The 21,839-nt window shown below is 65.0% G+C and carries 20 protein-coding genes and 1 tRNA gene; 9 read left to right on the top strand and 12 right to left on the bottom strand.

Going from position 1 to position 21,839, the window contains the following annotated elements:
• Nucleotides 1–40: 40 nt before the first annotated feature.
• Complete coding sequence (locus tag ABC969_RS03665; RefSeq protein WP_345863035.1) at nt 41–520, bottom strand: pyridoxamine 5'-phosphate oxidase family protein; 480 nt, start codon at nt 518–520, stop codon at nt 41–43.
• 92 nt (nt 521–612) lie between these two features.
• Here ABC969_RS03665 and ABC969_RS03660 point away from each other — a divergent pair, with 92 nt between their 5' ends.
• Nucleotides 613–1,308 (top strand): HPP family protein, encoded by a 696-nt coding sequence (locus tag ABC969_RS03660; RefSeq protein WP_345863033.1) that lies wholly within the window; start codon nt 613–615, stop codon nt 1,306–1,308.
• Between the two features lie 332 nt (nt 1,309–1,640).
• Here ABC969_RS03660 and ABC969_RS03655 read toward each other — a convergent pair whose 3' ends face one another.
• The 4 genes from ABC969_RS03655 to ABC969_RS03640 form a co-directional block, all read right to left on the bottom strand.
• Complete coding sequence (locus ABC969_RS03655; RefSeq protein ID WP_345863031.1) at nt 1,641–2,819, bottom strand: acetyl-CoA C-acyltransferase; 1,179 nt, start codon at nt 2,817–2,819, stop codon at nt 1,641–1,643.
• A gap of 54 nt (nt 2,820–2,873) precedes the next feature.
• The gene (locus ABC969_RS03650) at nt 2,874–3,308 is read right to left on the bottom strand and encodes a MaoC family dehydratase (protein WP_345863811.1); all 435 of its coding nucleotides are present in this window, start codon (nt 3,306–3,308) and stop codon (nt 2,874–2,876) included.
• Nucleotides 3,309–3,502: 194 nt separating this feature from the next.
• Nucleotides 3,503–4,753 (bottom strand): mechanosensitive ion channel family protein, encoded by a 1,251-nt coding sequence (locus tag ABC969_RS03645; RefSeq protein WP_345863028.1) that lies wholly within the window; start codon nt 4,751–4,753, stop codon nt 3,503–3,505.
• Nucleotides 4,754–4,762: 9 nt separating this feature from the next.
• Nucleotides 4,763–5,770 (bottom strand): DNA topoisomerase IB, encoded by a 1,008-nt coding sequence (locus ABC969_RS03640; RefSeq protein WP_345863026.1) that lies wholly within the window; start codon nt 5,768–5,770, stop codon nt 4,763–4,765.
• A 187-nt stretch (nt 5,771–5,957) separates the two neighbouring features.
• Here ABC969_RS03640 and ABC969_RS03635 point away from each other — a divergent pair, with 187 nt between their 5' ends.
• Complete coding sequence (locus tag ABC969_RS03635; RefSeq protein ID WP_345863023.1) at nt 5,958–6,809, top strand: hypothetical protein; 852 nt, start codon at nt 5,958–5,960, stop codon at nt 6,807–6,809.
• A gap of 13 nt (nt 6,810–6,822) precedes the next feature.
• Here ABC969_RS03635 and ABC969_RS03630 read toward each other — a convergent pair whose 3' ends face one another.
• Nucleotides 6,823–7,134, bottom strand: coding sequence for a hypothetical protein (locus tag ABC969_RS03630; RefSeq protein ID WP_345863021.1), 312 nt, complete (start codon nt 7,132–7,134; stop codon nt 6,823–6,825).
• Nucleotides 7,131–7,301: a hypothetical protein gene (locus ABC969_RS03625; protein ID WP_380808679.1), complete on the bottom strand. Its 171-nt coding sequence runs from the start codon at nt 7,299–7,301 to the stop codon at nt 7,131–7,133. The genes ABC969_RS03630 and ABC969_RS03625 overlap by 4 nt, the downstream gene beginning before the upstream one ends.
• A gap of 95 nt (nt 7,302–7,396) precedes the next feature.
• On the opposite strand from ABC969_RS03625, the gene ABC969_RS03620 reads away from it, so the two are divergent.
• Entirely contained in the window at nt 7,397–8,032 is a 636-nt protein-coding gene (locus tag ABC969_RS03620; protein ID WP_345863017.1) for a S24 family peptidase, read from the top strand.
• A gap of 7 nt (nt 8,033–8,039) precedes the next feature.
• Here ABC969_RS03620 and ABC969_RS03615 read toward each other — a convergent pair whose 3' ends face one another.
• Entirely contained in the window at nt 8,040–8,225 is a 186-nt protein-coding gene (locus ABC969_RS03615; RefSeq protein ID WP_345863014.1) for a hypothetical protein, read from the bottom strand.
• Nucleotides 8,226–8,419: 194 nt separating this feature from the next.
• Here ABC969_RS03615 and ABC969_RS03610 point away from each other — a divergent pair, with 194 nt between their 5' ends.
• The 4 genes from ABC969_RS03610 to ABC969_RS03595 all read left to right on the top strand — a co-directional run bounded on the left by ABC969_RS03610 (nt 8,420) and on the right by ABC969_RS03595 (nt 17,424).
• On the top strand, nt 8,420–10,390 hold the full coding sequence (locus ABC969_RS03610; protein WP_345863013.1) for an autotransporter assembly complex protein TamA: 1,971 nt from the start codon (nt 8,420–8,422) through the stop codon (nt 10,388–10,390).
• Nucleotides 10,387–14,523, top strand: a complete 4,137-nt coding sequence (locus ABC969_RS03605; RefSeq protein ID WP_345863012.1) for a translocation/assembly module TamB domain-containing protein — start codon at nt 10,387–10,389, stop codon at nt 14,521–14,523. Before ABC969_RS03610 ends, ABC969_RS03605 begins: the two co-directional genes overlap by 4 nt.
• A gap of 112 nt (nt 14,524–14,635) precedes the next feature.
• Nucleotides 14,636–16,411: an SLC13 family permease gene (locus tag ABC969_RS03600; protein WP_345863011.1), complete on the top strand. Its 1,776-nt coding sequence runs from the start codon at nt 14,636–14,638 to the stop codon at nt 16,409–16,411.
• A 38-nt stretch (nt 16,412–16,449) separates the two neighbouring features.
• Nucleotides 16,450–17,424, top strand: a complete 975-nt coding sequence (locus ABC969_RS03595) for a quinone oxidoreductase family protein (RefSeq protein WP_345863010.1) — start codon at nt 16,450–16,452, stop codon at nt 17,422–17,424.
• A gap of 182 nt (nt 17,425–17,606) precedes the next feature.
• Here ABC969_RS03595 and glnA read toward each other — a convergent pair whose 3' ends face one another.
• From glnA to map, 3 genes are all read right to left on the bottom strand, one after another.
• Nucleotides 17,607–19,019 (bottom strand): type I glutamate--ammonia ligase, encoded by a 1,413-nt coding sequence (glnA, locus tag ABC969_RS03590; RefSeq protein WP_345863009.1) that lies wholly within the window; start codon nt 19,017–19,019, stop codon nt 17,607–17,609.
• A gap of 126 nt (nt 19,020–19,145) precedes the next feature.
• The gene (locus ABC969_RS03585; RefSeq protein WP_345863008.1) at nt 19,146–19,484 is read right to left on the bottom strand and encodes a P-II family nitrogen regulator; all 339 of its coding nucleotides are present in this window, start codon (nt 19,482–19,484) and stop codon (nt 19,146–19,148) included.
• Nucleotides 19,485–19,721: 237 nt separating this feature from the next.
• Entirely contained in the window at nt 19,722–20,546 is an 825-nt protein-coding gene (map, locus tag ABC969_RS03580) for a type I methionyl aminopeptidase (protein WP_345863007.1), read from the bottom strand.
• A 64-nt stretch (nt 20,547–20,610) separates the two neighbouring features.
• Between map and ABC969_RS03575 the strand changes: the two genes are divergently transcribed.
• Both ABC969_RS03575 and ABC969_RS03570 read left to right on the top strand, forming a co-directional pair.
• Nucleotides 20,611–21,366: a competence/damage-inducible protein A gene (locus ABC969_RS03575; protein WP_345863005.1), complete on the top strand. Its 756-nt coding sequence runs from the start codon at nt 20,611–20,613 to the stop codon at nt 21,364–21,366.
• A gap of 14 nt (nt 21,367–21,380) precedes the next feature.
• Complete coding sequence (locus ABC969_RS03570; RefSeq protein WP_345863004.1) at nt 21,381–21,719, top strand: hypothetical protein; 339 nt, start codon at nt 21,381–21,383, stop codon at nt 21,717–21,719.
• A 6-nt stretch (nt 21,720–21,725) separates the two neighbouring features.
• Here ABC969_RS03570 and ABC969_RS03565 read toward each other — a convergent pair.
• Nucleotides 21,726–21,799, bottom strand: a tRNA-Gly gene (locus tag ABC969_RS03565).
• Nucleotides 21,800–21,839 lie beyond the last annotated feature (40 nt).

Below are 21,839 nucleotides of genomic sequence, written 5' to 3'. Positions count from 1 at the left end.
CCCCAGCTTTCGCTGGGGTGACGGTATGGGGTGGCGGGGATTACGCTGCCGTCGTGCTCACTTTGGCATGGCTGCCGGACTCGCTCGGCTTGATCGTGCCGCCGACCAGCATCTTGAGCCGCCCGGTGAGCGAAATATCGGTTTCCCACAGTTCCGCGCTGTCGATGTCCATGCGGATCAGCGCCAGATTGGGGTCGCTCTTGCCGCCGGGAAACCAGGCCTCGACCTGATTATTCCACAGCTTGTCGATCATCAGCGCATCGTTGCTCTCGCTGATCGTGCCGGACAGGCAGGCGAAGAAATCATGTCCCTTGGACACGAACTGCGCCATCGCCGCGCCGCCGCCGATCAGCCGATTATCCTTGCCGACAAAGAAGAACAACGTGTCCACCAAATCCTTGTCGAGCTGCGCGGTGAGCGGCTCGCTATGCTGATGCGTATCGGTCAGGCCGACCATCACAAAGGGGCTGTCGGCCATCTTGTCCCACAGCGTCTGCTTGATGTCGTGCGTATCGGCCATGTCGTATCTCCTGATAGGGTCGGAAGGATAACGTTCAGCGGGCAAAGGGTTTCCTCATGGCATGATGCGGCCGGAGGCGGCATGGCGCGGCCATGAAAACCGCATTTTTCGCCCCTATCCTGGCCGGGGCCACGCTGCGCGACCGGATCCTCGCCTGTGCCGCAGCGCTGATCGGCATCGCCTTGACCGCATGGTGCAGTGCGCGGATCATCGATCCCCGCACGGCGGCGTTGCTTGTCGCGCCGATGGGGGCGTCGGCCGTGCTGATCTTTGCCGTGCCGACTAGCCCGCTGGCGCAGCCCTGGCCGGTGGTAGGCGGTAACATTTTGTCGGCGTTGGTCGGGATCACGATCGCCGGGCTGGTGCCGAACACGGCGCTCGCGGCGGGCCTGGCCGTTGCCGCTGCCATCCTGGTCATGTCATTGACCCGCTCGTTGCATCCACCGGGCGGCGCGGCGGCCTTGCTTGCCGTGCTGGGCGGGGCCGGCGTGGTATCGATGGGATATTGGTTTGCCATCGTGCCTGTGGGGCTGAACGCGGCAACGCTCGCGCTGCTCGGCATGCTACTGCATCGGGTGACGGGGCACAGCTATCCGCACCGCGCTATAGCGGGCGGACAGCGGTTGCCAGCCGCCGATACGATACCGCACCCGGAAGATGTTGACCTGGCGTTGGCGGATCTCGGCGAAACGTTCGACGTCAGCCGTGAAGATCTCGATCTGTTGTTTCAACGCGTCGAATATCATGCCGCCACGCGCAGCAAGCGGGTGCGCCAAAGCGTCCGTTGACCGCATCGGTCAACAGCAACTTAATAGTGGCTTTATCAAGTATCAGGTTATCATTCCGTCGGCGGCAATTTGGCCGTCGACCAGAAAGGATAACCTATGACGGTTGCCGATCTGTGCCTGATCCTGGGTGCACTCTTTGCCTTTGCGACCTTGGTCGTAAAGATCATTGAAGTAACACGTAAGGATTAAGGTGCACGGGCGGGGCTCGGCCTGCAAGCTGAGCCCCAAACGAGTAGAGCCCCGATCGCTGCAACGATCGGGGCTCTCAGAAAGGCGCCTATGACTTCGCCTGATCTTCACTTATCGTATTAAAGCTCAAAATTCAAGATCGTCTACAGCACCTCGAACAGCCCCGCCGCGCCTTGGCCACCGCCGATGCACATCGTGACGACGACATGTTTGGCGCCGCGGCGCTTGCCTTCGATCAGCGCGTGGCCGGTCGCGCGGGCGCCGGTCATGCCATAGGGATGGCCGATCGAGATCGCGCCGCCCGAGACGTTGAGCAGCTCATCGGGAATGCCGAGCTTGTCGCGGCAATACAGCACCTGCACGGCGAAAGCTTCGTTCAATTCCCACAGGCCGATATCGTCCATCTTCAGGCCGAAGCGCTGCAACAGCTTGGGGATCGCCACGACCGGGCCGATACCCATTTCGTCCGGCTCGGTGCCGCCGACCGCCATGCCGATGTAGCGCCCGAGGGGTTGCAGGCCGCGCTTCGACGCGATCGCCTCTTCCATCAGCACCGACGCCGACGATCCATCGGAAAGCTGCGACGCATTGCCCGCGGTGATCGTGAAATCGGGGCCCATCACTGGCTTCAGCCCCTTCAGGCCCTCCAGCGTCGTGTCGGCGCGGTTGCCCTCGTCCTTGGCGATGGTGATTTCCTTATAGGTGACCTCCTTCGTCTCCTTGTTGACGATCGCCATGTTGGCGGTGACGGGCACGATTTCCTGGTCATAATAGCCCGCGGCTTGCGCGGCGGCGGTGCGCTGCTGCGATTGCAGCGCATATTCGTCCATCGCGTCGCGGCTGATGCCATAGCGCTTGGCGACGACTTCGGCGGTCTGCAGCATCGGCATATAGACATCGCGGTGCATGGCGATCAGCTCGGGATCGGGCGCGACGCGCATCTGCGGCGTCTGCACCAGGCTGATGCTCTCGACGCCGCCACCGATGGTGATATCCATATGATCGGTGATGATCTGCTTGGCCGCGGTGGCGATGGCCATCAGCCCGGAAGCGCACTGGCGATCCACCGACATGCCGGCGACGGTGACGGGCAGCCCGGCGCGCAGCAGCGACGTGCGCGCGATATTGCCGGCCTGATGGCCCTGCTGCAGCGCGCAGCCGAACACCACGTCATCCACCTCGGCGCCGTCGATGCCGGCGCGCTCGACGGCGGCCTTGATCGCATGGCTGGCAAGCGTGGGGGCAGGGGTGTTGTTGAAGGCGCCGCGATAGGCGCGGCCGATGGCGGTGCGCGCGGTGGAGACGATGACGGCTGAACGCATGGAAGGTCCTCTCTATTCGTCACCCCAGCGAAGGCTGAGGCCAATACTCTGCAATCAAACGAAGATCTGGCTGATCCATTCGGCGATCATCGCCGGCTTGTCTTCGCCTTCGATCTCGACCGTAAACTCGTTGGTCTGCTGCCACTGGCCTGGGCGCTTCTCGGCAAAGTCCAGCAGCTTGAACCGCCCGCGGACGCGCTTGCCGGAACGGACAGGCGTCAAGAAACGGACTTTGTTTCCGCCGTAATTAACCCCCATCTTGATCCCCTCGACCACCACCGGATCGACGATCTTCGAGGCCAATAGCGGCATCAGCGATAACGTGAGGAAGCCGTGCGCGATGGTGCCGCCGAACGGGGTCAGCGCGGCCCGCGCTGGATCGATATGGATGAACTGGTGATCGCCCGTCGCATCGGCAAACTTGTCGATCATGTCCTGGCTCACCTCGACCCAGTCGGACACCGTCTCGGTCCCGACTCGGCCGGCCATCTCCTGTACGCTGATCGTTGCCACGCGCGGTCCTTCATTGCTGAATGTATGGCGGCAAATGACACCGGCCGGGCGGCGACGCAAGTGGCTGACCAACCCGGAACAGGAAGATCGCCAATACCGTAGCGTCGGCAGTGCAGACCGCACGTTCGAAAGTTGCCGGAACGAGGCGGCCGATCGCTTTGCAGGCAAAATCAGTTTTCGCTGCTGCCCTCGAACCCGGGATGATTCTCGACCGAGTTGCTTGCGTCCTGCGGTGCCGGCTCGGCAGGGTCGTGGGCTGGCCTGGCGGGAGGCGCCGCTTCGGCATAGGGCAAGACCATGCCGCCTTCGGGCGCGGCGGTGAACTCGGTCTGCGTTGGATAAGCGAGTTCGATGCCTTCTGCGTTGAATCGCTTGATGATCGCCAGCCCGACTTTGTGGCGCGCTTCGAAAAACGGCGCAAAGGCGGCGTCCATCGAATCGAATTCCAGATCGAAATCATAGCTGCTGGTGCCGAACTGCATGAACCCGGCGCGGACGAAGGTCTGCCCGCAACTCTCGACAACTTCCTGAAGCATCCCCGGCAACGCTTCCATCTTCTCCATCGGCGTCCACTGCACGAGGCCCAAGGTGAATTTGATCCGGCGATATTCGCGCCGCGTGTTGTTGAGGATTTCCTTGTCGAGCAGGTTCTTGTTCGAGATGATCCGTTCTTCGCCGGTAACCGCGCGAATGCGGGTGGATTTCAGCCCGATTGCCTCGACCGTGCCGCCGCTGGTGTCATAGCTGACCACATCGCCGCGGCGGAACGGGCGATCGAAGATGATCGCCAACGCGGCGAACAGATCGGCGAAGATGCCCTGCGCCGCGAGGCCGATGGCGATGCCTCCCACGCCCAGCCCCGCCACCAGCCCGGTGACGTTGACGCCGAGATTGTCGAGCACCACGACCAGCGCGATCGCGAACAGCGCGAAGGTGACGAGCAGGCGGATGATGCCCATTGCGCTGCCCAGCGCCTCACCCGAATAATTCTCCGATTCAGTGCGATGGCGCACCGCGCCGAGGATGATTTCGCGCGCCCAGATGGCGGCCTGAAACACGGCCGCCACGGTGAACAGAAAATTGATTGTTGCGGCCACTTGGGAAGGGGCGCCGGAATAGCCCTCGACCAGCCGCACCGCGACCATGATGATGAAGAAATTGCCGGTCTTGGCGATTGCCCTGCCGAAGATCGTGCCCCAGCCGGTCGCGCCCGCATCGTGGCGACATAGTTTTTCGCCAAGCCTGCGGGCCGCGTGCAGCGCCAGGAAGATGCCCGTGCCGATGGCGGCGGCGATGATGATCTGCAACCAATGGGTCTGGAACCAGACATAGCTGCTGCTGATCAGCGTTTGCACTTGGGTGTCGATCTCCGCTTGGGGGATGATCGGTCCCGCCGCGGCAGCGCTGTTATTGGTCGTCATGAAAATACCTTAGGCGGCCGTGGCGCGCTGGGAAGGCTTAACGGGTTCGAGAAATGCGATCAGCCCGCGTTCGGCGCGTGACAGATACTGCGTCTGTCGCGGCAATTTGGCTTTTGTGCGAAACGTGCTCTGGCCCTTTTTCACCAATGTCAGCAGCGCCGGATGGACATAGGATTTTCGCGCGATGGCGGGGGTATTGCCAAGCGCTTCGGTCACCGGCTCAAGCACCTGCTTGAGGGTCAGATCGTGTTCGGCGGTGATCAGCGTTTCATAGGCGATGACGCTCGCGCTCCAGGTGCGGAAATGCTTAGCGGTGAATTCGCCGCCCGTCGCCTCGCGGATGTAATCGTTGACGTCGGAGGAGGTGACCGGGTGCGTACCGCCGGCCGCATCGACCCAGCTAAACAGATGCTGGCAATCGAGATCGGAGCATTTCTTGACGAAGCGGCTGAGCGAGCGATCGGTGATCGTCAGCATGCGCATCTTGCCCGACTTGGCCTTGTATTGCAGCTTCAGCGTCTGCCCGCGCAGCTTGGCGTGCTGCTTGCGCAGCGTGGTCGCGCCGTAGCTTTCATTCTCTTTGACGTACCCTTCATTGCCGATGCGGACATGGCCGAGATCGAGCAGGCGCACGATGGCGGCGACTGCCTCCGCCTTGCCGAGCCCGGTGCGTTTCAGATCCGCGTCGACGCGCGCGCGCAGCTTGGGCAGCGCGCGACCGAACGGGGCGCATTTATCGTATTTGGCGCTTTCCTGCTTTTCGCGGAAACCCAGGTGGTAGCGATATTGCTTGCGGCCCTTTTCGTCCCAGCCGACCGCCTGGATATGCCCGTTGGGCTTGGGACAGAACCAGGCGTCGCGATAGGCGGGGGGCAGGCCGATCGCGTTCAAACGATCAATCTCGTCGCGATCGGTGATCCGCGTGCCATCGGCGTGGAAATAGCCCCAACCGTGCTTCGTCTTCTTGCGGGTGATGCCGGCCTCGGCATCGTCATGGTAGATGATCCTGACGCTCATAGGCCTGAGAAATGCGCGGGGGGCGGGGTTCGTTCCGGGGGCGGGGCTATTGGGCTGCGCCGATTGGTCTTACGCCCGGCGCGGGCTGATGGTTTGCGAGGGGGGCGTTTGCCCAACGCACGGGTGATTGGCGCCGATGTCGCGGGTTACGCACCCATTTACCAAAAACTCACCGATGCTACTGCATTTGACAACCATGGTCGCGCGCAACAGTCATCGCTTCACCGTCCCGCTCGCCGCGCTGATTGCCGGTGTGCTGGCAGTGGTGTCCGCTATCGTGATCGCTGTGCTGCCGGGGGACACGCTGAGCAGCCTTGTGCTTGCGAACGGCATTGCGGCGCTGGCGCCTGTAGCGGCGGGGCCGCTCGGCCCATCGGCGCGTGCGGCGCTGACCGTGATGGGCGGCGGGGGGATTGGGCTGCTCACGTGGTTCACCTTCTATGTGCTGATCGGCGGCCGAACGATCTCGCTTCGTGGCCCGCGTGATGCGCCGTTTGACGTGCCGGTGTTGCGCCGTGCCGATGCGCATCCGGACGCCCCGGTGCGACGCCCGCTGTTTGCCACGCAGGATCTGGGCACGCCATTTCTCGATATCCGGGCGCCCGCGCATGTCATGGCAGACGCGGGGCTTTGGGCGCTCGCAACGCCTGGCGCGGCGGCAAATGAACGCGCCATCCCGGTCGATCTCGACGTGCCGACGGCCTATGGCTCGCCACCGGGCGAGGGAAATGCGCCATCTTTCAATCCGTTTGGCTTGACGCCGGATTATATCAGTAACGACGATGCGTTGCTGCCGGATAGCGCCGATCCTGAGCGGTTCGAGACATTCGAGTTGACGCCGATGGTGCGCCCGACGGCGACGTCTTCCGAAACGCCGTCGGACGCGAACGGCGCAGAGGAGCCGCCGAGCATTCAGGCGCTGCTCGATCGGCTTGAAAAGGGCGTCAGCAACCGCGCGCCAGCGATGCCGCTGTCGGCGCACGATCAGCGACTACAGGAATCGCTCGCGATTTTACGGCGTCTGGCCAGCAACGCTTAGCGCGCGCCTGCCACTACTGTTCGAGCGTCAGCGCCTCGATCTCGATCTTCACACTATCGGCGCGATGGGTGAGCCCCGCGACCGTGATATCGGCGAGCAGATGGCCGCGAATCGGCAGATCGGCGCGCGGCAAGGCGGCTAGCCATGCATCGAGCGCCGGCGAGGCATGGCCGGTCCACTGCATCCTGTGACGCGCGCCGGTGAACGTCACGCTGGCCCAGCGGACCCAATCGGCTTCGATGATTTCGAGTGGGCAGCCGGCGCAGCACGAATCGCGATAAAGCGCGCGCACCAGCAGTGCGCCGGCATCGGGGCCGCGGCTCATTGCGGCAGGCTCCCCGCGATAAACGCGGCGATCCGCGTACGCATCCGCCGACCCGCCTCGCGTCCGTTGCGCAAATCGCGCACCAGCCGCGGATCGTTCGCTGCCAGCCGACCAAACTTCGTTTCCGCCATCCGTGTAGCGCGCAGATAGCGGTCGATCTCGCTCATAAGTGTCATCCTACCCTCCGAGTCTTGAACATGTTCTTGATCTGTTCTCCAATTTCCAACTTGTCTAGGAAATTTCCTATGGCTAAGATGTATTGATGGAAATCGGTGACCCAAGGCCGGTGTTGGATCGGCTCGTGCAGGAGCGCGGGGAAAGCTATGCGGCGCTGTCGCGCATGCTGCAGCGTAACGACGCTTATCTGCAGCAGTTCGTGAAGCGCGGTACGCCCCGATTGTTGGCGGAGCGCGATCGCAAACTGCTGGCGCGTTATTTCGGCGTGGACGACGCGGTGCTGGGCGGGGCGGCGCCGGTGCCGCCCGCGCCAGTCATCGGTGTCCGGCTGCTCGATGTTGCGGCGTCGGCGGGTCCTGGGCGGCTGGTCGATGCGGAGCACGCGGCGGCGACGTTACCGTTCGATCGCGGGATGCTCGAGCGGCTGGGAATCCGCTCCACCCGGTTGGCGATGATCGATGCGCACGGCGATTCGATGCGCCCGCTGATCGAGCATGGCGACCAGATCATGGTCGATGAAGCGGACACGCGCGTAGGCGCACGGGGCGGCATCTATGTGATCCGGCTGGATGGCGTACTGATGGTAAAGCGCGTCACGCGGGCGGGGGATCGCATGACGATCCTCAGTGATAATCCTGATTTTCCGGCGATCGGGCCACGACCGGCGGCAGAAGTGGAAATCGTGGGGAAGGTGGTGTGGTTGTCGCGATCGCTACGCTAGCACCGCGCTATCGCCGCCGATCGATCAACCAGATGGCGATGGCCATGCCGGCGCCGGTCGCCGCGCCGATGAGCAACCCCGCTGTCGGTTGCTGCACAAAGACGCCCACGCCCGCGCCGAGGATCGCGCCTGCCGCGATCAGGAAGCCACCGGCCATCGAATTTGGCCCAACGTTGCGGGGAGGAGAGGTCATGGCGCGTCTTGGCATGTCGATGACGGTGGCGCCAGCGGGGCTGCGCAAATTTGGACACGCCGATCGATCGCGCGCGACATAATCCCATTGTGGATATCGACTTGCGATCAACCCCACGATTTTAGCGCCCTTTTGCATAAATTCGCCGGGGCCGGCCCTGTTGCGAGCGCGGCGATGCCGCTAGGACGGCAGATATGTTCGCTTTGGTCGGGCGGCGTGGTGCGATGTGCTGCACCGCCGCACTCTTTCTTGTCAGCACGACTCCCGCGCGAGCGCAGCAGGGTGCTGCCTCGTTGCCGTCGGAGCAGGACGCCCCGGATCTCACCGCGCTCGATCCTAATGCGCCGTTGGCGGCGCTACCCGATCTTGGGGTCGATTGGCCCGATCTGTCCGCCTTGCCCGCCGAGCCGGTTGATCCGACCGCGCAGGCCGAGGTGGCGGGCGACGTGCGCTATACGGTGGCCGTGGAGGGGATCGAGGCGGTGGCCACGCCGCTGCTGCGCCAGCGCTTCGACGAGCTCTCGACGCTCAAGACCAACCAGGGGGCGCCGGCCAACGCCGCGCAGCTCGACCGGCGCGGGCGTGAAGATGCCGAATTGCTGACCGGGCTGCTGCGCGCGGAAGGCTATTATGATGCGCGCGTGACCACGCGGATCGCGCCGCAAAACGGACGTCCGGTGGTGACGCTGGAGGCGGACCCCGGCGCGCGCTATACCTTTGCCGGCGTAACGCTGGACGGGCTGGCGGCCGCGGGGGAGAAAAGCGCCGGGCTGCAAAGCGCGTTCGGCGTAAAGCCCGACGACGCCGTGAATGCCGACACGATCGTCGCCGGGCAGGCGGCATTGCGCACCAAGATCGGGGAAGAGGGCTTCCCCTTTGCGACGGTCGGCGAACCCGAAATCGTGATTGATCGCGCGACGCGCACCGCGACGCTCGATCTCAAGATCGATCCGGGCGGTGCGCGACGCTTCGGGCAGATTACCAGCCCGCCTAACAAGGTGTTCGATGCCGCGCATATGCAGGATATCGCCCGCTTCCGGCCGGGCGACGTCTATACCGATTCTGCGGTCGCCGATTTGCGCCGTGCCGTGATCCAGACGGGGCTCGTGTCGACGATCGATCTCAAGCCGGTCGAGGGCGAGCTTCCCGGGCGGGTCGATCTGGCGGTAACGCTGGAGCCGGCGCCGCCGCGCACCGTGGCGGCGGAACTTGGCTATGGCACGGGCGAAGGTGCGCGCGCCGAGCTGAGCTGGACGCACCGCAACCTGTTCCCGCCCGAAGGCGGGCTGACCGTGCGCGGCGTGCTGGGCACGCGCGAGCAATTGGGCAGCGTGGTGTTTCGCCGCAATAATTTTCACGCGCGCGATCGCGTGCTGACGGTGCAGGCGGTGGGCTCCAACCTCAATCGCGACGCCTATCAGGCAACGACATTCTCGCTGCAGGGGTCGCTGGAGCGGCAGACCAACATTTTCTTCCAGAAGACGTGGACCTGGTCGCTGGGCGGCGAACTGACCGCCTCCGACGAGCGCGACGTGATCGTCTCGACCGGCGCGCCGCGGCGGCGCACCTTTTTCATCGGCGCGTTGCCGACCAGCCTCAGCTATGACGGCTCGGACGATCTGCTCAATCCGACACGCGGCTTCCGGCTGAGCTGGCGGCTGTCCCCCGAACTGTCGCTGCAGGGGCAGGTGTTTGGCTATACGCGCGTGCAGATGGATACGAGCGGGTATCAATCGATCGGGGACAGCGTGGTGGTGGCCGGGCGTGTGCGGCTGGGCACGATTGTCGGCGCGCCGCGCGATGCGGTCGCGCCGTCGCGGCGCTTCTATGCGGGCGGCGGCGCCTCGGTGCGTGGTTATAGCTATCAGGCGATCGGGCCGCGCGATCCCAATAATGATCCGATCGGCGGGCGCAGCCTGACCGAATTCGCGATCGAGGCGCGGATCAAGGCGTTCGGCAATTTCGGCATCGTGCCGTTCCTGGATGGCGGGAATATCTACACCTCGCCTTTGCCCAAGTTCAGCCAGTTCCGCTTCGGCACCGGGCTTGGCGTGCGTTATTACTCCAATTTCGGGCCGATCCGTGTCGATGTCGGCACGCCGATCAACCCGCAGCCGGGCGATGCGCGGATCGCGGTGTACGTGTCACTGGGGCAGGCGTTTTGAGCGATGATGCGGTGCCCGTTGTCCGGCGGCGGCCATGGTGGCGGTGGCTGGTGCTGGCGGGGGTGGGCATCGTCGCCGTGCTGGCGGCGGTGCTGTTCGTGCTCGATACCAGCATCGGGCATCGCTGGATCGCCAATCAGATCGCCGCGCAGCGTCCGTCCAATGGCTTGCGCTATAGCGTCGGGCGGATCGACGGCTCGATTTACGCGAACGCGGTACTGGTCGATGTGCGCATCAGTGATCCGCGCGGGCTGGTGTTTGCAGCGCCGCGCGCGGAGCTCGGGTGGAACCCGTTCGCCTGGATTCACAACACGCTGGATATCCGCCGGCTTATTATCCCGCAGGCCACGTTCCTGCGCTCGCCCGAGACCATCACGACCGGACGCAAGGCGCCGATCCTGCCCAGCTTCGATATCGCGATCGGCGAGTTGCGCGTCGATCGGCTGACGATCGGCACCACCGGCAAGGTGCGCACGGCACGGCTGCGCGGGCGCGCCGACATTCGCGCGGGCCGTGCGATGATCGATCTGGCCGCGTTAGTGCAGGGCAGTGATACGCTGGCCGTGAAGCTCGACGTCGAGCCCGACCGCGACCGCTTCGGCGCGATGATCCGGGCGCGGGGCACCGCGGATGGCGTGATAGCGGCGCTGTCGGGATTGAAACGGCCGATCGCGCTCGACGTGACCGGCAACGGGCGGTGGAGCGCGTGGAGCGGAAGCGCAACGGGCGATATCGGCGATGTGCGCGCGCTCGATCTGCGGCTGGGCAACAAGAGCGGGAGCTATACGCTGGCGGGCACGCTAACGCCGGCGCCGTTCACCAAGGGCAAGCTGATGCGGCTTACCAGCCCCCGCGTGTCAGTGGATGGGGCCGCGAGCTTTGGCAATCGACGGCTTGAGGGTGGGCTCAAGCTGCGCTCGGCTGCGTTGGCGGTGGATACGACCGGCGTGATCGATCTCGGGCAGAACGCGTTTCGCAACGTGCGCATTATCGCGCGGTTGCTGAAACCGGCGGCGTTATTCCCCAATATGACCGGGCGCGGGGTCGAATTGCGCGCGATCCTCGACGGGGCTTTTGCCACCGCCGCATTCGATTATCGGCTGACGGCGCAGCGCGCGGCGTTCGACCAGACCGGGTTCGAGCAAGTGCGCGCGGCCGGCAAGGGGCGCTTTTCCAAGGCGCCGATCAGCATGCCGATCCGGCTCGTGGCCGCGCGCGTCACCGGGGTAGGGGATGTCGCGGGGGGCATCCTGCGGAATCTGAGCGTGGAGGGCGTGCTCAAGATCACGGCCGACACATTGCTCGGCAGCGATCTGCGCTTGCGCTCGGACAAATTGACCGGGCGGATCAACCTGATCCTCGATCTGAAGACCGGGCGTTACGAGGTGGGCCTCAACGGCGCGCTCGGGCGCTATCTGATCCCAGGGCTCGGCATCGTCGACGTGACGAGCAAGCTGCAGGTGGTGCCTGGCCCGAACGGCAAGGGCACGCGCGTGATCGGCACGGGCACGGCGCAGATGGTGCGGCTCGACAACGCCTTTTTCCGCTCGCAGGCCGGCGGGCTGCCGCGCATCGCCACCGGGCTGGAGCGGACGCCCGACGGCATCCTGCATTTGCGGGGGCTGGTGCTGACCGCACCCGACATCCGCATCACCGGCAACGGCTATCGCCGGCGCGATGGCACGTTCCATTTCGAGGGCAGCGGGCGGCAGGCGACATATGGGCCGCTGACGCTCAAGCTGGATGGCAAGATCGATCGGCCGACGCTCGATCTGGTGTTCGAGCGGCCGAATGATACGTTGGGCCTGAGCAACGTGATCGCGCATCTCGATCCGGATGCCACCGGCTTCGCGTTCACCGCACAGGGCGGATCGCGGCTCGGACCGTTCAGCGGCAACGGACAGATCCTGCTGCCGCGCGGTGGCGCCGCGACGATCGATATCGCGCGGCTCGACGTCAGTGGCACGACGGCCAATGGCGCGCTGACGGTGGTGGATGGTGGGTTCGACGGGCGGCTGGCGGTGGCCGGTGGCGGGCTGACCGGCGAATTGCTGTTCCGCCCGGTGGCGGACGTGCAGCGCATCGAGGCGCATCTGGCGCTGGCCAATGCGCGGCTCGATGGGGTGACGCTGCGGCGTGGGCGGGTCGATATGGTGGCGCTGCTCGATCCTGCCGGCACGTCGATCGAGGCGACCGCCACGGGCTTTGGCCTGCGCCGCGGCGCGCTAACGATCGGGCGTTTTGCCGGCACGGCGTCGTTGCGCGGCGGGGCGGGCAAGATCACCGCGTCGATCGCCGGCTCGCGCGGCCGCGCCTTCGATATCCAGTCGGTCACCGAGGTGACGCCGGATAGCTACAGCGTTTCAGCGCAGGGAACGCTGGATCGCCGACCGCTCAAGCTGCTGACCCCCGCGGTATTTGCGCGCGATGGCGATGGCTGGCGCCTCGCGCCAACCAAGTTGAGCTTTGCTGGTGGCGAGGCGCAAGTGGGCGGACGCTTTACCGGCACGTCGAGCGCGATCGACGCCAGCGTGTCACGCATGCCGCTGGCGATCCTCGACATCGGATATCCCGGGCTGGGGCTGGGTGGCACCGCATCGGGCAAGCTGTCGTTCGCGCAAGGACAGGATCAGGCCCCGACCGGGCGGGTCGACATGACGGTGCGCGGGTTGACGCGCTCCGGGCTGGTGCTGTCATCGCAGCCGATCGACGTCGGCATTGCCGCGGTGCTGCAGGCTGACAAGGCGGTGGCCCGCGCGGTGATGGCGAGCGGCGGGCGGACGGTCGGGCGGGCGCAGGCGCGGCTGATGCCGCTCGGCAGCGGCGATCTCGCCAGCCGGCTGAGCACCGCCGCGGTGTTCGGGCAACTGCGCTACAGCGGCCCGGCGGATACGTTGTGGCGGTTGACCGGGATCGAACTGTTCGACCTGACGGGGCCGGTGGCGATCGCCGCCGATGTCGGCGGGCGCGCGAACAATCCGCAGATCCGCGGTGTGGTGCGCGCGAGCGGCGCCAGGATCGAAAGCGCGGTTACCGGTTCGGTGCTGACCAACGTGCAGGCGAGCGGGCAATTCGCCGGATCACGGTTGCGGCTCGCCACGTTCACCGCCGACGCCGGCAAAGGCAAGGTTTCCGGCACCGGCCTGTTCGATCTCTCCGCGGCAAATGGCTTCGGCATCGATCTGCGGATGCAGGCGCGCAATGCAGCACTGATCAACCGCGATGATATCGCCGCCTCGGTCACCGGGCCGCTGAGCTTTACGTCGGACGGGGCGGGCGGGATGATCTCGGGTGATGTGACGCTGGATTATAGCAGCTATCGGCTCGGCCGGGCGACGGCGGCAAGCGCAGTGCCGCGGCTCAACATTCGCGAGATCAACGTGCCGTATGGCGGCGAAGAGGAAGATGCGCCGCGCAAGCCGTGGCGACTGGACATTCGCGCGCGCGCGCCGAACAATTTGCGCGTTACCGGGCTCGGACTTTCGAGCGAATGGTCGACCGACATCAAGATCGGGGGCGTGCCGGAAAATCCGGTGATCACAGGCCGCGCCGATCTGGTGCGCGGTGATTACGAATTTGCCGGGCGCGAATTCGATCTGGAACGCGGCATCATCCTGTTCGATGGATCGGTGCCGGCCAATCCCTCGCTGGATATCGCCGCCAATGCCGGATCGACCGGGATCAACGCGACGATCCGCGTGACCGGCAACGCGCAGAAGCCGGAGATCAATTTCTCCAGCGTGCCGGCGCTGCCCGAGGACGAATTGCTCTCGCGATTGCTGTTCGGCACGTCGATCACCAATCTGTCAGCGCCGGAAGCGCTGCAATTGGCAGCCGCCGTGGCGGCGTTGCAGAACGGCAGCGGCGGGCTCAACCCGATCAACGCGGTGCGGCGCGCGGCGGGGCTGGATCGGTTGCGCATTCTCCCGGCCGATCCGCAGACCGGGCAGGGAACGTCGGTGGCGGCGGGGAAATATATCACGCGCCGGCTGTTCGCCGAGATCGTGACCGACGGGCAGGGCTATTCGGCGACGCAGATCGAGTTCCAGGTGACGCGCTGGTTGTCTTTGCTGTCGAGCATTTCGACGCTGGGGCGGCAGAGCGCCAATGTGCGCGTGTCGAAGGATTATTGAGCGAGCCGCGCCGCCACTTGATGACGCGAAAGCACTCCGCCGCCCTCGTTTGAGGGAGATAGTTGGCGCGTCGCGGGTTAGGCATGTCACCAATTCCGATCGATGAGGCCCGATGACCGTTCCCCAGATGCTGTCCGTCGCCACGCTGGCGGGAATGATGCTGCTCTTCATTTGGGGTAAGTTCCGCTACGATGTGGTCGCCATACTGGCGCTGCTCGCGTCGTTGGCGCTGGGCATCGTCAAGCCCAAGGAGGCCTTTTCCGGCTTTTCCGACGATATCGTGATCATCGTCGGCTCGGCGCTGGTCATCTCTGCCGCCGTGCAGCGTTCGGGGATCATCGAGATCGCCCTGTCGTTCGTGTCCAGGCGCGTGACGCGGGTCCGCTCGCAACTGGTCGTGCTGACCACTGCAGTCGGCTTTGCCTCCGCCCTGGTCAAGAATATCGGCGCACTGGCGATGCTGATGCCCGCCGCGTTCCAGATGGCCAAGAAGAACAATACCAGCCCGTCGGTTTTCCTGATGCCGATGGCCACGGCGTCGTTGCTCGGCGGCTTGATCACGCTGATCGGCACATCGCCCAACATCATCGTCAGCCGCGTGCGCGAGGAGATGACCGGGCAGCCGTTCGGCATGTTCGATTATGCGCCTGTCGGCCTGGGGCTGACGGTGATGGGGCTGATCTATCTGCGCTTCGCGTATCGCCTGCTGCCGCGCGATCGGCGCGCGGCACCGACGATGGGCGAGGCGCTCGACATCAAGGGCTATGTCACCGAAGCAGAGCTGGTCGAAGGCTCGGCGGCGGTGGATGAAACGGTCGCCGCCTTCCTCGATCGGCACGACCGCGAAGTGACCATCACGCAATTGGTGCGCGGCGGGCTGCGCAGCGCGCCGCACGATCATACCCAGTTGCGCGAAGGCGATACGCTGATCCTGGGGGGCGAACCGGACGCACTCGAACGCGTCATCGCCAAGGATCGCCTGAAGCTGGAGGGCGAGGATCGCGAAAAGGTCGATGCCGACGACGATGATGAAGTCGGCGTAATCGAGGCGGTGATCAATCTAGGATCCCCGCTGATCGGCCAGACCGCCGGGCGGCTGGGGCTGCAGGCGCGCCACGGCGTCAATCTCATCGCCATCTCGCGGCGCGGCGAGCATCTGTCGAAGCGGCTCGCCAATACCGAGCTCCGCGGCGGCGACGTGATCGTGTTGCAGGGGCCGCTCGAACAGTTACCGGAGCGGCTGCGCAACCTTGGCTGTCTGCCGCTGGCACAACGCGAACTCCGGCTCGGGGTATCGAAGCGCGGCTGGTTGCCGATCGTCATTCTGGCTGCGGCGATGCTCTCAACCGCGACCGGTTATGTGCCGGTCGCGGTCGCCTTTTTCGCTGCCGCCGGGCTGATGATGGCGAGCGGCGTGTTGCCGGTGCGCGAGGCCTATGACCATGTCGAATGGCCGATCCTGATCATGCTCGGCGCGTTGATCCCGGTCAGCGATTCGCTGCGCACCACCGGCGCGTCGGACGTGATCGCCACCTGGCTGGCGCAGACCGCTTCCGCCTTGCCGGCGTGGGGCGCGGTGGCGCTTATTCTGGCCGCGGCGATGGCGGTGACGCCGTTCCTCAATAACGCCGCCACCGTGCTGGTGATGGCGCCGATCGCGGCGACCTTTGCCGGCGATCTCGGCTTCCGCCCCGAGGCGTTCCTGATGGCCACCGCGGTCGGCGCCGGATGCGATTTCCTGACCCCGATCGGGCATCAGTGCAACACGCTGGTGATGGGGCCGGGGGGCTATCGCTTCGGCGATTATGCGCGTCTCGGCGCACCGCTGTCGGTGCTCGTGCTGGTGGTCGGCACGCCGCTGATCATGGCGGTCTGGCCACTGCATTGAGCCATGCTAGGAACGACCGAGCCACAGGAGACAGAGACATGACGCGCGCCGCCCAGATCACCCGCACCGGCGGACCCGAAGTGATCGAGTGGATCGATGTTGATCTGCCCGCTCCCGCGCCGGGCGAGGTTCGCATGCGCAACGCCGCCGTGGGGCTCAATTATATCGACACCTATCACCGCACCGGCCTGTATCCGCTCGCGCTGCCAAGCGGATTGGGATCGGAAGCGGCGGGCGTGATCGAGGCGGTGGGCGCGGGTGTGGACGGCTTCAAGGTTGGCGATCGGGTCGGCACGTTCGGGCCGGCGCTCGGCGCCTATGCCACCGCGCGCAACGTGCCGGCGGCCAGCCTGTTGCCGTTGCCCGCCGATATCGACGATCGCACCGCAGCGGCAATCCTGCTCAAGGGCTGCACCACGGAAGCGCTGATCGAACGTTGCGCCAGGGTGCAGCCGGGGCAGACCGTGCTCGTGCATGCCGCGGCGGGCGGCGTGGGGCATCTGATGGTCGGCTGGCTAAAGGCGATAGGTGCGAATGTGATCGGCGTCGTCGGCAGCGACGAAAAAGCGCAGCAGGCGCGCGCGGCGGGCGCCGATCATCTCATCCTGCACAAAAGCGAGGATATCGCCGCGCGGGTGCGCGAGATCACCGCTGGCGCGGGCGTGCCAGTGATCTTCGATGGCGTGGGCAAGGCGACCTGGGCCGCGTCGCTCGACAGCGCCGCGCGGCGCGGGCTGATCGTCAGCTATGGCAATGCCAGCGGGGCGGTGGACGGGGTCGCGCTCGGCGTGCTGGCCGCCAAGGGCTCGCTGTTCGTCTCGCGCCCGACGTTGTTCCATTATTACGTGACGGCGGAGGAGCGCGGGGCGGGCGTCGCGCGCTTGTTCGAGATGGTGCGCAGCGGCGCGATCGTGCCAGAGATCGGGCAGACATTTGCGCTGGAGGATGCAGCGGACGCGCACCGCGCGCTGGAGGCGGGGGAGACGCGCGGAGCGACGGTGTTGCTGGTGTGATGTCCTGGCGACCACGTGGTTAGGGGCGGTGCGTTGCGCCCATCGCGGCCAGCGAGGTTGCGCGCAGTGCCGATCGGTAATCGTGCGGGGCGGAGAAAGGGGCTGGTTCGTAAAAAGGGCGCCCGGAATGATCCGGACGCCCTTCTGTTTGCCCGCGCCGCGGCAGCGCCGCGCCGCTGCGCTCAGTAGCTGTAGTACATATCGAATTCGACCGGGCTCGGGGTCATTTCCCAGCGCGCAACCTCTTCCATCTTCAGTTCGATATAGCTTTCGATCTGGTCCTTGGTGAACACGTCGCCCTTGAGCAGGAAGTCGTGATCCTTGCCCAGCGTCTCGAGCGCTTCGCGCAGCGACGAGCAGACGGTGGGCACTTCGGCCAGTTCTGCCGGCGGCAGATCGTACAGGTTCTTGTCCATCGCCTCGCCGGGATGGATCTTGTTCTGGATCCCGTCGAGCCCGGCCATCAGCAGCGCCGCATAGCAGAGATACGGATTGGCCATTGCATCGGGGAAGCGCACTTCGACGCGCTTCGCCTTGGCGCCGGTGCCGTAGGGGATACGGCACGAGGCCGAGCGGTTGCGCGCCGAATAGGCCAGCAGCACGGGGGCTTCATAACCCGGGACCAGCCGCTTGTAGCTGTTGGTCGAGGGGTTGGTGAAGGCGTTGAGCGCCTTGGCGTGCTTGATGATCCCGCCGATGAAATACAGGCAGGTGTCGCTCAGGCCCGCATAGCCGTTACCGGCGAACAACGGGTTGCCGCCTTCCCAGATCGACAGATGCGTGTGCATGCCGCTGCCATTATCTTCCTTGATCGGCTTTGGCATGAAGGTGACCGACTTGCCGTAAGCCTGCGCGACGTTGTGGCAGACGTACTTGTAGATCTGCATGCGATCAGCGGTGGTGGTCAGCGTGCCGAAGGTCAGGCCCAACTCGTGCTGGCCGGCGGCGACCTCGTGGTGATGCTTGTCGCACGGCAGGCCCATTTCGAGCATGGTGGAGACCATCTCGCCGCGGATGTCGACGGCGGAATCGACCGGCGCCACCGGGAAATAGCCGCCCTTGGCGCGCGGACGATGGCCGAGATTGCCGCTTTCGTAGGTAGTGCCGGTGTTCGTCGGCAGCTCGATATCGTCGATCTTGTAGTAGGACGTGGCGTAGCTCGTTTCGAACTGCACGTTGTCGAACATGAAGAATTCGGCTTCCGGCCCGATATAGATCGTGTCGCCGATGCCGGTGGTCTTGAGATAGGCTTCCGAACGCTTGGCGGTCGAGCGCGGATCGCGGGCATAGAGCTCGCCGGTGGATGGCTCGACGACGTCGCACACCAGGATCAGCATCGGGGTGGCCGAGAACGGATCGATCCACACCGCGTCGAGATCGGGCTTCAGGATCATGTCGGATTCGTTGATCGCCTTCCAGCCCTCGATCGAGGAGCCGTCGAACATGAAGCCGTCGTCCAGCTCATCTTCGCCGACCACGCCGGCGACCATCGTCAGATGCTGCCATTTGCCCTTGGGATCGGTGAAGCGCAGATCGACCCACTCGATCTCCTCATCCTTGATCATCTTCAGGACGTCTTTCGCCGTATTAGCCATAAAGCCCATGCCTTTCGTGTTCGATAGTCCGCCCGACAGAATCGGGAATATTGTTGCTGCGTGCCGTGGCTACGCTTTCACCAATTGCTGCGACGCGTCAATTTACGCCGCGTCAAAATACCGTGGTTAAATAGCATCCTCGTTGCGCTCGCCGGTGCGGATCCGCAGCGCGGTTTCGACCGGGATGACGAAGATCTTGCCGTCGCCGATACGGCCCGTGTGCGCGGCGGTGGCGATCGCCTCGACCACACGATCGGCCAGGCCATCCTCGACGACCACCTCGAGCTTCACCTTGGGGAGGAAATCGACGACATATTCGGCGCCGCGATAGAGCTCGGTATGGCCCTTCTGCCGCCCGAAGCCCTTGGCCTCCGTCACGGTGATACCGCTGACGCCGACTTCGTGCAGCGCTTCCTTCACCTCGTCCAGCTTGAACGGTTTGATGATCGCTTCGATCTTCTTCACGGTATGCCCCCGACTGGTGCGCGAAACACAGCGCCCCGCGTCCGCATGCTACAACAATCGTGCCAGTCGCGCGAGGGGCGGGCAAGGGCGGGGGCGGTGGTTTTTCCGCGGCGCGGCATGCCTAATGGGGCAGCAACTCGGAGTACCTGCCTTGTTTTGTGGCAGCTGGCGCCGCAGCAGCGTGGGGCGCGGCTAGTGCGTCCGGGTCTTCCGTCGCCAGTTCCTTGGTCGGCGCGATCAATAAGGCGGTCGGTCGAACCCGCCCGGGCTCAGCGTGAAAATCTCGCAGCCATCCTCGGTGATGCCGATCGAATGTTCGAACTGTGCCGAGAGCGAGCGATCGCGCGTCACCGCCGTCCAGCCGTCGTCGAGCAGCTTCACGTCGGGGCGGCCGATATTGATCATCGGTTCGATCGTGAAGATCATGCCGGGTTTCAGCTCCGGCCCGGTGCCGGGGCGGCCGACATGCACCACTTCCGGCGCGTCGTGGAATAATTGGCCCAGGCCGTGGCCGCAAAAATCGCGCACCACGCCGTAGCGATGCTTTTCGGCGTGGCTCTGGATCGCATGCGCGACATCGCCCATCGTGTTGCCCGGCTTCGCCTGCTCAATGCCGAGCATCAGGCATTCGTACGTCACATCGACCAGCCGCCGCGCCTTGATCGGCACATCGCCGGCCAGATACATGCGGCTCGAATCGCCGTGCCAGCCATCAACGATCGGGGTCACGTCGATATTGACGATATCGCCGCTTTTCAGCGTCTTGGGGCTGGGGATGCCGTGGCACACGACATGATTGATCGAGATACAGCTGGCATGCGTGTAGCCGCGATAGCCAAGCGTCGCGGGCACGCCGCCGCGATCGGCGATGAAATTGCGGATCAGATCGTCGAGCTCGGCAGTGGTGACGCCGGGCACGACATGCGGCACGACCATGTCGAGCGTTTCGGCGGCCAATTTGCCCGCTTTGTGCATCGCATCGAACGCCGCACGGCCATGAAGCTTGATGGCGCCGGTGCGGCCCAGCGGGGCGTCGGCGGTGACGGTTACATAATCGGTCATGGCGATCATATAGCGGCACTGCGCGGGCTTTGCGAGATGCCCCGCGCGGTCTATGCCAGCCTGCATGACCACACGCATCTGGACGGCCGCTTTGGCGGTGATCGGCGACGAAATCCTTTCCGGCCGCACGCAGGACAAGAATGTCGCGCAGATCGCGGCTTGGCTCAACGTGCAGGGCATCCGGCTGGCCGAAGTGCGCATCGTGCCCGACACGACGGAGGCCATCGTCGAGGCGGTCAACGCGCTGCGCGCGCGCAACGATTATCTGTTCACAACGGGCGGCATCGGGCCGACGCATGACGACATCACGGTGGATGCGATCGCCGCAGCATTGGGCGTGGCGGTGGAATTCCACCCGCAGGCGGTGGCGGTGCTGGAGCGCTATTACGAAACCCGCGGCGGGCTGAGCGAGGCGCGCAAGCGCATGGCGCGCGTGCCGGCGGGCGCCAGCCTGATCGAGAATCGCATGTCGGGCGCGCCGGGAATCAAGATCGGCAACGTCTTCATCATGGCCGGCGTGCCGCATATCACGGCAGGCATGCTCGATGCGCTGACCGGCACGCTGGAGGGCGGGCTGCCGGTATTGTCGCGGACGATCGGTTGCTGGGTGGGCGAGAGCGAAGTGGCCGATCTGCTGCGCAGCGCGGAAAAAGCGCATCCGGGCGTGGCGATCGGCAGCTATCCGTTTTTTCGCGATGGCCGCACCGGCGCCAATTTCGTCGTCCGTGCGACCGAGGCAGAACTTCTCGACACCTGCATCGTTGATCTGACGACCGCGCTGACCGCCGCCGGCCGCGATGTCGTGGCGGGCGGCATTTGATGAGGAGCCAACAGATGACCGCAAAAACCTTCACCATGGCGCTGGCCGGGCTGGCGCTGGCCGCCTGCGATACCGGCGGCAGTGGCAACACCGCCGCGGCGCCCGCTGGCCCCGATCCCGTCGAAGCGCAGATCGCCAAGCTCAGCCCGGTGCAGCAGCGCACCGCCTTCTTCCGCGCGATCAACGACGCCGATTATGATTGCCAGAATATCGTCAATGTCGTGGCCAGGGGCCGCGTGAACGGCAAGCAGACCTGGGCGGTGGAATGCAATGCCGGCGCGCAATATGTTATCGCGCTGCAACGTGGTGGCGTGTTCCAGGTCAGCGGCGTGCCGAAAAACCTGCAGCGCTGATCAGCCTGGAGCGGGTGAAGGGAATCGAACCCTCGTCGTAAGCTTGGGAAGCTTCTGCTCTACCATTGAGCTACACCCGCAGTGGCGACACCGCTGATCCGCCGCCGTTGCCACAAGTCG

The organism is Sphingomonas qilianensis (assembly GCF_039614825.1).
Classification (GTDB): Bacteria; Pseudomonadota; Alphaproteobacteria; order Sphingomonadales; family Sphingomonadaceae; genus Sphingomonas; species Sphingomonas qilianensis.
Note: the sequence above shows the minus strand (reverse complement) of the source record. Positions and strands in the feature narration are given on the sequence as shown.